General features: G+C 66.5%; 12 protein-coding genes and 1 pseudogene. 10 read left to right on the forward strand and 3 right to left on the reverse strand.

All coding sequences use genetic code 11. The features are described 5' to 3' along the window. Positions 1-32: 32 nt before the first annotated feature. From gshB to ACU0BR_RS01010, 7 genes and pseudogenes are all read left to right on the forward strand, one after another. Entirely contained in the window at positions 33-977 is a 945-nt protein-coding gene (gshB, locus tag ACU0BR_RS00980) for a glutathione synthase (protein WP_446154969.1), read from the forward strand. A gap of 197 nt (positions 978-1,174) precedes the next feature. Beyond that, entirely contained in the window at positions 1,175-2,104 is a 930-nt protein-coding gene (locus ACU0BR_RS00985) for a lipid A-modifier LpxR family protein (RefSeq protein ID WP_446154970.1), read from the forward strand. Positions 2,105-2,687: 583 nt separating this feature from the next. Continuing rightward, positions 2,688-3,258 (forward strand): annotated as a pseudogene (locus tag ACU0BR_RS00990) (Hint domain-containing protein). Positions 3,259-3,479: 221 nt separating this feature from the next. After that, positions 3,480-4,100, forward strand: coding sequence for a 30S ribosomal protein S4 (gene rpsD / locus ACU0BR_RS00995; RefSeq protein WP_446154971.1), 621 nt, complete (start codon positions 3,480-3,482; stop codon positions 4,098-4,100). Positions 4,101-4,391: 291 nt separating this feature from the next. Further along, positions 4,392-5,480, forward strand: coding sequence for a histidinol-phosphate transaminase (gene hisC / locus ACU0BR_RS01000; RefSeq protein WP_446154972.1), 1,089 nt, complete (start codon positions 4,392-4,394; stop codon positions 5,478-5,480). Next, a complete protein-coding gene (locus tag ACU0BR_RS01005; protein WP_446154973.1) occupies positions 5,477-6,460 on the forward strand; it encodes a prephenate/arogenate dehydrogenase family protein in 984 nt (327 codons plus the stop codon). The genes hisC and ACU0BR_RS01005 overlap by 4 nt, the downstream gene beginning before the upstream one ends. Before the next feature lie 2 nt (positions 6,461-6,462). Continuing rightward, positions 6,463-7,284: an extensin-like domain-containing protein gene (locus ACU0BR_RS01010; RefSeq protein WP_446154981.1), complete on the forward strand. Its 822-nt coding sequence runs from the start codon at positions 6,463-6,465 to the stop codon at positions 7,282-7,284. Positions 7,285-7,302: 18 nt separating this feature from the next. Here the strand turns inward: ACU0BR_RS01010 and ACU0BR_RS01015 are convergent, their stop codons facing one another. After that, positions 7,303-8,304 (reverse strand): DUF2125 domain-containing protein, encoded by a 1,002-nt coding sequence (locus ACU0BR_RS01015; RefSeq protein ID WP_446154974.1) that lies wholly within the window; start codon positions 8,302-8,304, stop codon positions 7,303-7,305. 67 nt (positions 8,305-8,371) lie between these two features. On the opposite strand from ACU0BR_RS01015, the gene ACU0BR_RS01020 reads away from it, so the two are divergent. From ACU0BR_RS01020 to ACU0BR_RS01030, 3 genes are all read left to right on the forward strand, one after another. Then, the gene (locus tag ACU0BR_RS01020; RefSeq protein WP_446154975.1) at positions 8,372-8,914 is read left to right on the forward strand and encodes a gamma-glutamylcyclotransferase; all 543 of its coding nucleotides are present in this window, start codon (positions 8,372-8,374) and stop codon (positions 8,912-8,914) included. 96 nt (positions 8,915-9,010) lie between these two features. After that, positions 9,011-10,201 (forward strand): biopolymer transporter ExbB, encoded by a 1,191-nt coding sequence (locus ACU0BR_RS01025; RefSeq protein WP_446154976.1) that lies wholly within the window; start codon positions 9,011-9,013, stop codon positions 10,199-10,201. Positions 10,202-10,204: 3 nt separating this feature from the next. Continuing rightward, a complete protein-coding gene (locus ACU0BR_RS01030; protein ID WP_446154977.1) occupies positions 10,205-12,556 on the forward strand; it encodes a peptidoglycan -binding protein in 2,352 nt (783 codons plus the stop codon). A gap of 64 nt (positions 12,557-12,620) precedes the next feature. Here the strand turns inward: ACU0BR_RS01030 and ACU0BR_RS01035 are convergent, their stop codons facing one another. Both ACU0BR_RS01035 and ACU0BR_RS01040 read right to left on the reverse strand, forming a co-directional pair. Then, a complete protein-coding gene (locus ACU0BR_RS01035; RefSeq protein ID WP_446154978.1) occupies positions 12,621-13,571 on the reverse strand; it encodes a M23 family metallopeptidase in 951 nt (316 codons plus the stop codon). Next, the coding region (locus ACU0BR_RS01040; protein ID WP_446154979.1) for an AAA family ATPase at positions 13,568-14,363 on the reverse strand (796 nt) is incomplete at its 5' end. The genes ACU0BR_RS01040 and ACU0BR_RS01035, both read right to left, overlap by 4 nt.

A 14,363-nucleotide genomic window follows, 5' to 3' on the forward strand; every position in this document is an offset into this window, starting at 1 on the left:
TAAATGTGCAGCAACAGGCGGGGACATATCAGATGAAGCTCAAGGTCGCGATCCAGATGGATCCCATCGCACCGATCGACATCGATGCGGACAGCACGTTTCGCATTGCCGAGTCCGCGCAGGCGCGCGGGCATGAGCTGTTCTATTACACGCCCGATCATCTGAGCTATCGCGAAACCCGCGTCATGGCGGTCGGGCACGATCTGACGGTGCGCCGCGAGAAGGGCAATCACTTTACCCTCGGCGACCGCCGCAACGTCGATCTGTCGGATTACGATGTCGTGTGGCTGCGTCAGGATCCGCCCTTCGACATGGGCTATATCACCAGCACGCATATCCTCGACATGCTGGCACCCGGCACCCTCGTGGTGAACGATCCGTTCTGGGTGCGCAATTACCCTGAAAAGCTCCTTGTCCTGCAATTTCCCGATCTGACGCCCCCCACCGCGATCGCCCGCGATCTGGCTACTCTGCGTGCGTTCAAACAGGCGCATGGCGATATCATCCTCAAGCCGCTCTACGGCAATGGCGGCGCGGGGGTGTTCCGGCTTGATCCCAACGACCGCAACTTCAATTCCCTGCATGAGCTGTTCACCAGCATGAACCGCGAGCCCTTGATCGCGCAGAAGTTCCTGCCCGATGTATCCAAGGGCGACAAGCGCGTGATCCTGATCGACGGGGAGCCTGTCGGCGCGATCAACCGGGTCCCCGCGGCGGGCGAGACGAGGTCGAACATGCACGCGGGCGGGCGGCCCGAGCAGGTCGGCCTGACCGACCGCGACCGCGAGATTTGCGCGCGGATCGGCCCTTTGCTGCGCGAGAAGGGGCAGATTTTTGTGGGAATCGACGTGATCGGCGGCTGGCTGACGGAAATCAACGTGACGTCGCCCACCGGCATCCAGGAGCTGGAGCGTTTTGACGGGATCGACGTCGCGGGTCGTATCTGGGACGTGATCGAGGCCAGGCGTCTGGGGTGAACGGCCAAGGAGGGGCCTGCCGTCGCCCTTGTTTCGTCCGCGCGTCCCGGCCTGTCGCAAATCCGCAACGGCGGACGGGCGCGAAAAGCGTCGGCGGGCCTTATTCCTGTCTCAATCCTTCTCCATAAACCCAGGCGTATCTGCGCCTGGTGCGCCAGAAGCCGGGCAGGTTTATAAAAAAAAGAGCAGTGTAAACAATGCCGTGCAGTCGTCTCTTCAAGGTCGCGCTCTTTGCGCTCTGCGCGATATCGGCGGGTCCGGTCCTGGCGCAGGATCGGGTCGGGCTGGGTTTCGTGCGCCTGTTCAACAACGATCTTCTGGGCGACGGCAGGGACCGCTGGCGCAGCGGTTCCTATCAGTTTGGCTATCTACGCGGGCCGGAGTGGTCGGGCGCGCGCCCGCTGAACTTTGGCGATCTGCTCGAATTCCGCCTGCGTGGCGAGGTGATCGCGCCGGCCAATCTGGTCAGGCCGCGCCCCGACGACCGCCCCTATGCGGGCAGCCTGTCGCTGGGCGTCCACAGTTACTGGCAGCGGCGCGGCTATGATCTGGATCTGGGACTCGATGTGGTGGCAACGGGCAGCCAGAGCAACATTCTGAACTGGCAACGGCAGATCCATCGGTGGCTTGGCCAGCCCCTGCCGAATGTGGCCGGGCGGCAGGTCGACGGGGCCATCGTGCCCACGGTGAATTTCGAGATTGGCCGGGACATCGGGATCGCGCTCGGGGGCGGGGCCGCGCGGCTGCGTCCCTTTTTCCAAGCGCAGGTCGGGATCGAGACCTTGGCGCGCGTCGGGGCGGATGTGACCTTGGGCGACTTCGGGCAGGGCGGTTTGCGGGTGCGCGATGTCGTGACCGGGCAGCGGATGCCCGCGATAGACGCGGCCGGTGCGTGGGGCACGTCCTTTTTGCTCGGCGGCGATGTGGCCCATGTGGCGGACAGTTTTTATCTGCCGTCGGGCATGGGCGTGGACCTGATGTCGACCCGCGGGCGGCTGCGGATGGGTGTCCGGCATTCCACCGCATCGTGGTCGGTGTTCTACGGGGTGAGCTATCTGACGCGCGAATTCGAATCGCAGCCCTCGGGGCAGGCTGTGGGCTCGCTCACGCTGAACCTCTCGTTCTGATGCGGGAACCCGTGGAATTACTGATCGCAAAATGACGAAGTTCATGTTAAGCTTGAACCAATAAACAAAGAGACTGAGGCAGATTACAGGCATGATAACGGGCTCCACGGGCACGTTCGTCATCCGTTGGAAGCAGACCGAGATCGACGGGATGGAGGCCCCGAAGATGTCGAGCGTCTGCATTGGCGCCGCCTGGCGATGGTCGGGCAGCGCCCTCCGGGTTGATGGACCGGATCAGGTGATACTTACCGCTGATCCGACGGAAATGTTTCAAATGCGGCAGCGGACGTCGCGGTCGCTTCGGCGGGTTCTATCGGGCCATCTGCGCATCGCCGTGCCGCGGGCCCCGCTGGACGACGATGCGCCACTGTTCGACAAGGGATTCGTGTTGACGGACGGGCGCGACTCCTTCTCCGCCGCGTTCGTGGAACGTGGGGGCGGGGAGGAGCCGCTGGTCATGTTCACGGGCCGTCTGCCACCCGCCGATACCGATCTGTGGGTCGTGCAGCTGCTGGGCGACGATGCGCCGGTGCGCCGTACCGCCGATTTCAGCACCGGCGTGATCTGCTTTACCTCCGGCACGATGATCGCCACGCCCGAAGGTCCCCGCCCCGTGGAGCGTATTCGCGAGGGCGACTGGCTGCTGACGCGCGACAACGGCCCCCAGCAGGTCGTCTGGCGCGGGTCGCGCTGGATGAGCGGCGCGCGCTTTTACGCCATGCCCGAATTCCGGCCCGTGCGCATCCGCGAGGGGGCGTTGGACAGCCACCATCCGAACGCGGATCTGCTGGTCTCGCCGCTGCACCGCATCTTGGTCAAGGGCGCCCGCGCGCGCGCTCTTCAACACCGACGAGGTTCTGGTCGCCGCCGAGATGCTGATCAACGACCGGGACATCATGGTCGATTATGCCGTCGCGGAGGTGACCTATCACCATCTGATGCTGTCGGAACATCAGATCGTCTGGGCCAACAACGTGGAATGCGAAAGCTTTCACCCCGCCAACACCGCGCTCGACGCTCTGGCCGAGGACGCGCGGGACAGGCTGCTGGAGCTTTACCCCGAACTCGGCGACGATCCCTTCAGCTATGGCGAGACCGCGCGCCGCGATCTCAGCCGGCCCGAAGCCGCGATCCTGCGCCACGCGATGGGATAGCGCGGCGCGGGCGCGCACGCGCGCCGCGGCGTGGCGTTGACAACGGGGCGCGCATCGTTATAAGCGCGCCGATCCCGGTCTGAATGGCCGGGGTTTTCATTTGGTGTTGGTGGCCCCCGCAAGGGTCTGCCTGTCGCCCGAGGGCCCGGCCCGCGGGAAAGGACAACGCCCTTCATGCCGCTGCCAATCCCGGCACGGCACCTGTCGAAGGAGTATCAGTCGTGACCAAACGCACGTCTGCCAAGTACAAGCTTGATCGCCGCATGGGCGAAAACATCTGGGGCCGCCCGAAGTCCCCGGTCAACCGTCGCGAATACGGCCCCGGCCAGCACGGCCAGCGCCGCAAGGGCAAGCTGTCGGATTTCGGCATCCAGCTGCGCGCCAAGCAGAAGCTGAAAGGCTACTACGGCGATCTGACCGAAAAGCAGTTCCGCCGCATCTATGCCGAGGCCGAGCGCGTCAAGGGCGACACCGGTGAAAACCTCATCGGCCTTCTGGAACGCCGCCTGGACGCCGTCGTCTACCGCGCCAAGCTGGTGCCGACGATCTTTGCCGCGCGTCAGTTCGTGAACCACGGCCACGTCATGGTGAACGGTCAGCGCGTCAACATCCCGTCCTACCGTGTCAAGGAAGGCGATGTGATCGAGGTTCGCGAGCGCTCCAAGCAGATGGCCGCCATCCTCGAAGCGATCCAGCTGCCCGAGCGTGACATCCCCGACTATCTGGAAGTCGACACCAACAAGCTGGTCGTCACCTTCACCCGCACGCCCAGCCTGGGCGATGTGCCTTATCCGGTGATGATGGAACCCAGCCTCGTCGTCGAATTCTACGCCAAGAACTGATCGGACCCGGCGTATCGCCGGTCCGGATTTTCAAAGGTCGCGCCGGGAAGCCGGGGCGGCCTTTTTTACGCGCTGTCCCTTTTCCGGCGCCGCGTGGGGGCTGGGGGCTGCCCGGTCGGCAACGGCGGTGAATGCGGGGCGTTCGGGTATCCGTCCCGGCCCGCCAGGGGGGTGCGTCATGAAAATGTGGCGAAGGTGTGTCGCCCTTGCCACCTTGTTCCGCCATCGGCTGGCGGGTACTGGTCAGGGTCGCTGCGGGGCCGTTAGAAAACGGCGAGACGGAGGTTTGGGATGACGTCGGAAATTCAACCGCAACCAGGAATTCTGGATATCGAACTGTATGAGGCGGGGCAGGCCACGCTTCCGGGGCGGCACGATGTCGTCAAGCTCAGTTCCAACGAAAACCCTTTCGGGCCGAGCGATGCCGCGATAGAGGCCTTCCGGCGCACCGCGCATCAGCTGCACCGCTATCCGCGCACCGATCATGCGGCGCTGCGGCACGCGATCGGGGAGGTGCACGGGCTGGATGCCGACCGGATCATCTGCGGCGTCGGGTCCGATGAGATCATCGCGTTTCTGTGCCAGGCCTATGCCGGTCCGGGGCAGGAGGTGATCCACACCGAGCACGGCTTTGGCATGTACCGCATTTCCACGCTGGCGGTGGGCGCCACACCCGTGGAGGTGAGGGAAAGCGAACGCGTCACCGACGTGGATGCGATACTGGCCGCCTGCAACGACCGCACACGGCTGATCTTTATCGCAAATCCCAACAACCCCACCGGCACGATGATCGGCGGCAATGAGATCGCCCGGCTTGCCGATGGCATTCCGCCGCAGGCCCTTCTGGTGCTCGATGGCGCCTATGCCGAATATGTCGAGGATTTCGACGGTGGCGCGGGGCTGGTCGACAGCCGCCGCAACGTGGTGATGACGCGCACCTTCTCCAAGCTCTACGGTCTGGGCGGGCTGCGCATCGGTTGGGGCTATGGCCCACGGCACGTCATCGACGTGCTCAACCGGATACGCGGCCCCTTCAACCTGTCGGAACCGCAGCTGGCGACCGCGGAGGCGGCCGTGCGCGACGTCGGCCATGCACAGAAATGCCGCGCGGAAAACACCCGGATGCGCACCTGGCTCGGCAAGGCGCTGGCGGAACTGGGCGTGCCTTCGGACACGTCCTGCACGAATTTCATCCTGGCGCGTTTCGCCGACGCCGAAGAGGCCGACGCCTGCGACGCGCATCTGAAATCCGAGGGCATTCTGGTCCGGCGCGTCGCGGGGTACAAGCTGCCGCAATGCCTGCGGATCACCATCGGGGACGAAGCGAGCTGCCGCCGGGTGGCCCATGCGATCGGGGTCTTCAAGGCGTCCAAGCAATGAGCCCGCCGATCTATGGCAAGGTGGCGCTGATCGGGCTTGGCCTGATCGCCTCGTCGATGGCGCTGGCGATGCGCCGGGGCGGGCTGGCGGGCGAGGTCGTGGGCACGGACCACACGCCCGAAACGCGTCGCGTCGCCGCCGAGCTGGGCTATTGCGACGAAATCGTGGAAACCGCGCGGCAGGCCGTCGAGGGCGCCGATCTGGTGGTGCTCTGCGTGCCCGTGGGCGCGATGGGCGCGCTGGCCGCGGATATCGGTCCGCATCTGAAACCGGGCAGCACGCTCAGCGATGTCGGCTCGGTCAAGGGGGCGGTGGTCCAGGCGGTGGGTCCGCATGTGCCCGCCGACGTGCATTTCATTCCCGGCCATCCGGTTGCCGGGACCGAGCATTCCGGCCCCAGGTCCGGCTTTGCCGAGCTTTTCGACAACCGTTGGTGCCTGCTCATCACGCCGCAGGACGGCAGCGGTGCCGAGGCCGGCGCCGACATGGGCTTGGGCACGGGCGACCGCGATGCCGACGACGCGGCCCTGGCGCGGCTGCGCGCGCTCTGGGAAGGCATGGGCGCCAATGTCGAAACGATGGACGCCGACCGGCACGATCTGGTGCTCGCCGTCACGTCGCACGCGCCGCATCTGATCGCCTACACGATGGTCGGCGTGGCCGACGACCTGCGACGCGTCACCGACAGCGAGGTCATCAAATATTCCGCGGCCGGGTTCCGCGATTTCACTCGTATCGCGGCCAGCGATCCGACAATGTGGCGGGACGTGTTCCTCAGCAACAAGGACGCCACCTTGGAAATTCTCGGCCGTTTCACCGAAGAGCTGTTCGCGCTGCAACGGGCGATCCGTCAGGGCGACGGCGCGCATCTGCACGATTATTTCACCCGCACGCGCGCGATCCGGCGCGGCATCATCGATGCGGGTCAGGATACCGACGCGCCCAATTTCGGCCGCGCCAGCGGCCGGGCCCCGCGGTGAGGATGCGGCGCCTGGCCGGTGCGGCCGCGCTTTGCGCGCTTTTGCCCTGGGCCGCGCTGGCCGCGATGGGGCCCGAAAGATCGGCGCGCCCGTTGCCGCGCCCGTTGCCGCGCATGGAGGCGGGGCAGGGGGTGCGCATCACCGCCGCCGCGCTGATCGCCGCGATCGGCGGGTCGGATCTGTCGGCGGTGGCGCGATCCGCGCGCCCGCTGGCACGCCCGCGTGGGCTGAAGGGCCCGTCCGAGCTGGAGCTGGCCAGCATCCACATCCGCCGCGGCAATCAGCGCATTGCCAAGGGGTTGCAGGGGTCGGTCTGCGGCGATCCCAACATCCGCGGCCGGGTCATCGATCCGGTGCGCGGGCGCGGCAGCTGCGGCATTCCCAACGCCGTGCGCGTCGAGGCGGTCGAGGGGGTCCGGCTGAGCACACCCACCCGCATGGATTGCAACACCGCCAAGGCGCTGAAATCCTGGGTGCGAAAGGGCGTCAACCCGACGCTGGCCGGGATCGGCGGCGGGGCGGATGTGCTGCGCGTGGCGGCGGGCTATTCCTGCCGGACCCGCAACAGCCGCAAGGGCGCCAAGCTCAGCGAACATGCCAGGGGGCGCGCCATCGACATTTCGGGCATCACGCTGAAGAACGGTGCGACGCTCAGCGTGCTGAAAGGCTGGTCGCGCCGTGGCGAAGGCCGCCGGTTGCGCCGGTTGCACAGCGCTGCCTGCGGGCCGTTCGGCACCGTACTGGGGCCGGATTCAGACCGGTATCACAAGGATCATTTCCACCTCGACACGGCGCGCTATCGCAGCGGCTCCTACTGCCGCTGAGCGCGGAGCCGCCCTGGCTCAGCGCAGCACCAGCCGGGGTGCGGGGCCGATCGGCAGGGGTCCGAAAAAGAGCCGCCCGTCGCGGAAATTGAGCGGCGCGTTCAGCGCATCGCCGTCGCCGCCGGCCATCATGCCCAGCACGCTTTCGACGGTGCCCGCCAGCCCCTGCGGGACCGCGCCCGCGCTGACGGCCAGCGATAGCATTCGGCGCCAGTTCTGCGCCTCCAGCGTCAGCTTGCCCGCCGGATAGCCCTGGGCATCCACGTCGATCTGGCCAGTCAGACGGAATTTCATGTCGCCCCACTGCGCGCGCAGATCGTCCAGTTGCAACGAGGTCAGCTGCGGCCTGCGCCGGTCGATCGCATCGAGATTCCACGGCGCGTCGAAAGCGGCGAGACTGTCGAGGCGCAGCATCTCCAGCTCCTGTGGCAGCGTGCCTTGCGGGTCGAGGCGACCCAGCAGATCGCCGCCGGGGCGCAGGCCCGTGGCCTCCAGCCCCAGATGGTAGCGGTTTTTCTGCTTTTCGGTCCGCTCCACCGCCGCGCGCAGATCCGTCGCACTCGCCTGCCAGCCGATGTCCGACGACAGCTCGACCGCGCCTGCCGTCAGGCTGCTGCGGTTGAGCGCGGCGCGGCTTTCCGCATCGAACACCAGGCTGGCGCGCATGTCGCGCGACAGCAGCGTGATGGTCTCATAGGGGGTTTTGATCTGCTGCGTGTCAGGCCAGAGCGCGATCAGGTGATTGGGTCGGTAGCTGAGCGCCAGCAACTGAAAGAACGGCGCCTGCCAGGCCAGCCCGCTTTGCGGATCGGCCAGCGCCACGTTGTCCAGCGTCAGGTCGAACCGATTGGGAAACCCCTGGACGGTGACTTGCGCCTCGGCTTGCCAGCCATCGGCGCGGCGCTGTTCCAGCCAGCTTTCGGTACGGTCCCTGAGCGCGCTGGAGCCGACGAACCAGTAGCCGCCCCAAGCGAGCGACGCCACCGCCAACACCGCGAAAAAGATCGTCAGAACCCGCATCCGCTTTTCCCTTTTATCTGTCCCGTTGCTGCTGTTTATAGACGCGCAGAGGGGAAGGGCCAGCAAGATGCAGACACCGTTGTGGGTCTTTGGCTATGGATCGCTGATCTGGAATCCGGGATTTGATGTCGCGGAACGCCAGATCGCGCGGCTTGACGGCTATCACCGCGGGTTTTGCATGCGTTCCATCCATCATCGCGGCACGCCCGAGGCCCCGGGACTGGTGCTTGCACTCGATCACGCGCCCGCACATCATTGTGATGGCGTGGCATTCCGCGTCCCCGACGACAGCGCCTCCGCGGCGCTGGCCTACCTGCGCGAGCGTGAGCTGATCTCTTCGGCCTATATGGAAAAACGGCTCGAGGTGACGTTGCGCGACGGGCGCCGGGTCGATGCGGTGACCTATGTGGTCGATGCCGATCACGTCCAGTACTGCGGCGGGCTGCCGCTGAGCGAACAGGCCGACATCATCGCGCGCGCCCACGGCGGGCGCGGCCCCAACGCCGAATATCTGTTCAACACGACCGAGCATCTGGCCGAGCTTGGCCTGCGCGATCACGATCTCGCCTGGCTGGCCGATCAGGTTCGTGCGCGATCCCCGCGCGACTGAAGCGCAACGCTTTTCCGGTGCCGTTTTTTGCGTGTTGGCACGGCTCAGCCGCCCCCTTATGGTCCGGGAAAGACAACAGGTCACAGGACCATAGGCATGGACCCATCGGGCCGAGAAACCGATCCACATTTCGCGCTGCCGATCCGTCAGATCACCTTCATGGTGATCGTGATCGGCCTGTGCGTGGTGGGCGGCTATTTCGTCATCCCCAGCGTCGCGCCGGTGTTCCTGTCCAACCCGTGGTTGAACGGCTTTATCGTGACGGTGTTCTTCATCGGGGTGCTGGCCTGTTTCTGGCAGGTGTTCCAGCTGATCGCCTCGGTCAAATGGATAAAGCTCTACGCCAGCGACCAGCTGGGGGCGGAGCCCGCCAAGGCGCCGCGGCTGCTGGCCTCGACGGCGACGCTGCTGCGCTCGCGCGGCAGCCGGATGCAGATCAGCGCGACTTCCAGCCGCACAATCCTGGAGTCCGTCGCCACCCGCGTGGACGAGGCGCGCGACATCACGCGCTATCTGGTCAATCTGCTGATCTTTCTCGGCCTTCTGGGCACCTTCTACGGGCTGGCCACGACGGTGCCCGCGGTGGTGGAAACCATCCGCTCGCTCACGCCGCAGCAGGGCGAGGATGCGGTTGCGGTGCTGGGCCGACTGATGGGCGGGCTGGAAAAGCAGCTGGGCGGCATGGGCACGGCCTTCGGGTCCTCGCTGCTGGGGCTGGCGGGGTCGCTGATCGTGGGCCTGCTGGAGCTGTTCGCGAGCCAGAGCCAGAACCGCTTCTACCGCGAGCTTGAGGACTGGCTGTCCAGCATCACGCGGCTGGGGCTGGCGGGCGCGGATGGCGAGACGAGCGGCGATCAGGGCGCGATGGCCAGCCTGCTCGATCAGATGGTCGACCAGATGGAGGCGCTGCAACGGCTGTTTCTGCGCGCCGACGAGGGCCGCGCGCTGACCGATGAGACCCTTTCGCGCCTGTCGGGCTCGCTCGATGCGCTGACCGATCGGCTGGGCCAGCAGCCCCAGCCCCAGCCGCAGGACGACGGCGCGGCGGCGCGCCTGGCCGAGGGGCAGGAACGGCTGATCGAGGTGATGGAAAAACAGGCGACCGGCGGCCATGTCGACGCCGAAAGCAGAATGCGGCTGCGTTCCATCGATGTTCAGTTGCTGCGCATCCTCGAGGAAATGTCCGCGGGCCGTCAGGAAAGCCTGTCGGAGCTGCGCAGCGATCTGGCCTCTCTCGCCCGCGCGATCCGCACGATGGGCGCCCCCGCGCCGCGACCGAGGATCTAAACCGTGGCCCTGTCTCGCAGAGCGTCGCAGCGCATGTCGGCCAGCATCTGGCCCGGCTTTGTCGACGCGATGACGGCGCTGCTGCTGGTGCTGATGTTCGTGCTGACGATCTTCATGATCGTACAGTTCATGCTGCGCGAGACGATCAATTCCAAGGATACGGAACTCGACCAGCTGTCGGGGCAGGTGGCATCCCTGGCCGAGGCGCTGGGGCTGGAGCAACAGCGCAGTTTCCAGCTGGAAACCCAAGTCGATGATCTGAGCGGCAACCTGAAGGAAAGCCAGAGCCTGAGCCAGGTTCAGGCCAGCCTGATAGATACGCTGAACGCGAGGACCGACCAGCAGGCGCAGCGTATCACCGATTTTGAGGCGCAGGTCGCGGCACTGGTCGCGCAGGGGCAGAGCGCGGAGGCCCGGATAGCCAGCTTGCTGGCGCAGGCCGAGGATGCGCAGACCCGTATCGGCAACCTGATGACGCTCAACGATACCGCGACCCAGCGCATCGCGCAGCTGGAGGACGCCAATAGCGCCGCGGATGAGAAGCTGGCGCGCCTGGGCGATAGCAACAGCCAGCTCGAGCAGGAAAAACAGGGGCTTGCCGCGCGCATTTCAGATATCGAAGCCGCCAACGCGCGGCTGATCTCCGACCAGGAGGCGATGCGGCTGGCGTTGGCGCGCGCACGAAGCGAGATCGACGCCGGGGCCGAGGCCGCGCGTCTTGCGGCCGCCCGCCGCGAAGCCTTGCAGGCGATGATCGAAGACATGCGCAAGAGCGCGGGCGAAAGCCGCGCCTCGATGCAGCAGATGCTGGCGCAGTTGCAGGACAGTCGCGGTCAGGCCTCCGATCTGACGCAGCAGATCGCGGTGCTGCAATCCGATCTGGAACAGGCCCGCGCCGACCGGCAGGCCGCCCGGACCGCGGGCGAGCAGGCCCGGGCGCAGCTTTCGGCGCTGCGGGCGCGGCTCGACGATGCGCAGGCGCGCTTGTCGAGCGTCGGCGAGACGTTGAGCGAGAAGGAAGCCGCGCGGCTGGACCAGATCGCCGCGACCGAGGCGCTGCGCAAGCGTCTGGCCGAAGCCGAGGCGACCCTGAGCGATGCCGAAAAGCAGCGTCTGGCCGAGGCCGCCGCCGCCCAGGCCTTGCGCCGGCAACTCGCCGACGCGCAGGCCGGGCTGACAGAGAAGGAACAGGCGCGTCTGGCCGAGGCGGCCGCCGCCGAAGCGCTGCGCGAACGGCTGAAAAACGCCTCCGACGAGCTGACGGCGATGAGCATGTCGCTGGAGACGCAGCGCAAGAAAGCCGAAGACACCCTTGCCATGCTGGCCGCCGCCCGGAAAAGCCGCGATACGCTGAAGCAGGATCTGGCCGCTGCCCTCGCCGCGCGGCTGGCGGCCGAGAAATCCGCCTCCGCGCTCAAGTCCGAGAGCGAGACCCGCGACGCGGAACTCGCCCGCCTGCGGGCGGAAAACGAGACGCTGCGCGCCACGCTTGCCGATGACGGCACCCAGACGCTGGAGGATCGGCTGGCCAGCGCCCTTGCCGCCAAGCTGGAGGCCGAGCAGGCCGCGAGCCGCCAGTTGAGCCGCGCCGAGCGTCAGGACGCGCTGCTGTCGCAGGCGAAATCCGAACTGGCGCAGGCCGATGAGAAAACTCAGGCTGCCGAACGCAAGCTGGCGTTGCTGAACGAGCAGACCGCGGCGCTGCGAAAGCAGCTGGCGAACCTGCAGTCGCTGCTGGACGACGCGCAGGCGCGCGACGTGGTCAATCAGGTGCAGATTCAGGCGTTGGGCTCGAAGCTGAACGTCGCCCTCGCGCAGACCGCGGCCGAGCAGAAGAAGCGCGCGGAGCTGGAGGCGGCCGAGCGCAAGCGCCTGGAGCAGGAAGCCAAGCGGCTGGAAAACTTCCGGTCCGAGTTCTTCGGCCAGCTGCGCCGCGTGCTCGGCGGCGTCGAGGGCGTGCGGATCGTCGGCGATCGCTTCGTGTTCTCCTCCGAAGTGCTGTTCGAGCCGGGATCGGCGCAGCTGTCCGCCGACGGCCGCCAGGAAATCGCCAAGGTGGCCGATATCCTCAAGCGCGTGGCCGATGACATCCCCGAGGGCATCGACTGGATCATCCGCGTCGACGGCCATACCGACAACATTCCGCTGAGCGGGCGGGGGCAATATGCCAACAACTGGGAACTCAGCCAGGCGCGGGCGCTGTCGGTCGTGCTTTATATGTCCGGGGATCTGGGAATGCCCGCGAACCGTCTGGCGGCGACGGGATTCGGTGAATATCAGCCGGTGAACCCGGCGAACACGCCCGAGGCGCGGGCGCAGAACCGCCGGATCGAACTGAAACTGACCGAGCGGTGAGGGAGCGGCATTGAGGGAGCGGCACTGACGGAGCGCCACTGGGGGGCGCTCTGCCGACGTCGGCTCAGGGCTGGATGCGTGTGCGGATGCGGCGCCGCGAGATCACCGCGCCGTCGCGGATCAGCGCCACCGAGGCGCGCAGCTCTCCGGCAGGCACGGCGCCGAGCGGCAAGCGTCGGCCAAGCGCGCGAAAGATCTGTGCCTGGGTGCGCGTCAGCGTGAGCGTTTCGTCGATGATCGCGCCGTCCTTGCCACGCAGCGACAGGCGCAGCGTGTCGCCCTTCCTGACGCCGAAGAGATAGCCCCAGATCACCAGGGCGGGGACAGGCCCGGCGAGCGATCGGGGCGTGGCCAGCCCGTCGCGGACGGCTGCGAAATCCGGCATCGCGGTGGCGATGCCAAGCGTCAGCACCCCGCCCGCGATATAGCGCGGCGGTATTTGCCAGAGGGTGGGGGCATCGGCGTTGCCGACGGTGAACGGGTCGACGTCGCGCCCGTCCTTGCGGACGGACAGATGCACATGCGGGAACATCGTCTGCCCCGACAGCCCGACCTGTCCCAGAACTTGCCCGCGGTTCACCCGCTGACCTTCGCGCACCACGACAGAGGCCTTGCGCATATGACAATACTGCGTCTGCCAGCCGTCCTCATGACGCAGCAGCACGCCGTTGCCGCATTCCCGGCCGGTGATGTCGGGCGGCGCGGGGTCGTCCATCGCGACATCGTCCATCCCGTCGCGCAGGCCGATCACCCGACCCGCCGCGGCTGCGCGTACCGACACGCCACGGCGCATCGCCGCCCTGTCGATGAGGCGGATATCGGTGCCGTCGTGGCCGTCATAGCTGAGCGACCCGCCCCGGTAATCGGCCGCGTCGGATGTGGGGTCGCTGTCGACGTAGTTCTGAACGAAACAGTCGCGGCCGATGCTGCAATCCAGCGGCAGCGAAAGCGAAAAGGCCTCCGCGTTCACCGGGAACGCGAAGGCCAGCACAAACGCCGTGGCGGCGCGGATCATTCCGCCGTGAGCAAGGGCGGCTTCTTGCTCGACAGGCGCCGGTTTTCGGGCGCCTCAAGCCGCAGGTCGATCTTGCCGTCCTTGATGCCGACCTTGACCAGCCCGCCCTTGGCAAGCTTGCCGAACAGCAGCTCTTCGGCGAGGGGTTTCTTGATGTGTTCCTGGATCACGCGGCCCAGCGGTCGCGCGCCCATCTTGTCATCATAACCCTTGTCGGCCAGCCATTCGGCGGCGGCCTTCGTCAGCTCGATGGTGACGTTGCGGTCCATCAGCTGCGCTTCGAGTTGCAGGACGAACTTCTCCACCACTTGCAGGATCACCGACTTGGGCAGCGGCGCAAAGCTGATGACCGCGTCGAGACGGTTGCGGAACTCCGGCGAGAACGTCCGCTCGATCGCGGCGGTATCCTCGCCCTCGCGCCGGTCACGCGCAAAGCCGATGGCGGCCTTGGCCTGTTCCGACGCACCCGCATTCGAGGTCATGATCAGCACCACGTTGCGGAAATCCACCTGTCGGCCGTTGTGATCGGTCAGCTTGCCGTGATCCATGATCTGCAACAGGATGTTGTAGACATCCGGGTGCGCCTTCTCGATCTCGTCCAGCAGCAGCACGCAATGGGGGTGCTGATCGACGCCGTCGGTCAGCATGCCGCCCTGGTCGAAGCCGACATAGCCCGGAGGGGCACCGATCAGTCGGCTGACCGAGTGGCGTTCCATATATTCGGACATGTCGAAACGCTGAAGCGGGATGCCCATGATCTGCGCAAGCTGCTTGGCGACTTCGGTCTTGCCG

The sequence above is a fragment of the Brevirhabdus sp. genome, assembly GCF_052826345.1.

What these genes read in the sequence shown, in the direction of transcription:
- ACU0BR_RS01010 (WP_446154981.1), top strand. Translation starts at nt 6,463, where the DNA reads ATGCGGCGCCTGGCCGGTGCGGCCGCGCTTTGCGCGCTTTTGCCCTGG.
- ACU0BR_RS01015 (WP_446154974.1), bottom strand. Translation starts at nt 8,304, where the DNA reads ATGCGGGTTCTGACGATCTTTTTCGCGGTGTTGGCGGTGGCGTCGCTC.
- ACU0BR_RS01020 (WP_446154975.1), top strand. Translation starts at nt 8,372, where the DNA reads ATGCAGACACCGTTGTGGGTCTTTGGCTATGGATCGCTGATCTGGAAT.
- gshB (WP_446154969.1), top strand. Translation starts at nt 33, where the DNA reads ATGAAGCTCAAGGTCGCGATCCAGATGGATCCCATCGCACCGATCGAC.
- hisC (WP_446154972.1), top strand. Translation starts at nt 4,392, where the DNA reads ATGACGTCGGAAATTCAACCGCAACCAGGAATTCTGGATATCGAACTG.
- ACU0BR_RS00985 (WP_446154970.1), top strand. Translation starts at nt 1,175, where the DNA reads ATGCCGTGCAGTCGTCTCTTCAAGGTCGCGCTCTTTGCGCTCTGCGCG.
- ACU0BR_RS01005 (WP_446154973.1), top strand. Translation starts at nt 5,477, where the DNA reads ATGAGCCCGCCGATCTATGGCAAGGTGGCGCTGATCGGGCTTGGCCTG.
- ACU0BR_RS01035 (WP_446154978.1), bottom strand. Translation starts at nt 13,571, where the DNA reads ATGATCCGCGCCGCCACGGCGTTTGTGCTGGCCTTCGCGTTCCCGGTG.
- ACU0BR_RS01025 (WP_446154976.1), top strand. Translation starts at nt 9,011, where the DNA reads ATGGACCCATCGGGCCGAGAAACCGATCCACATTTCGCGCTGCCGATC.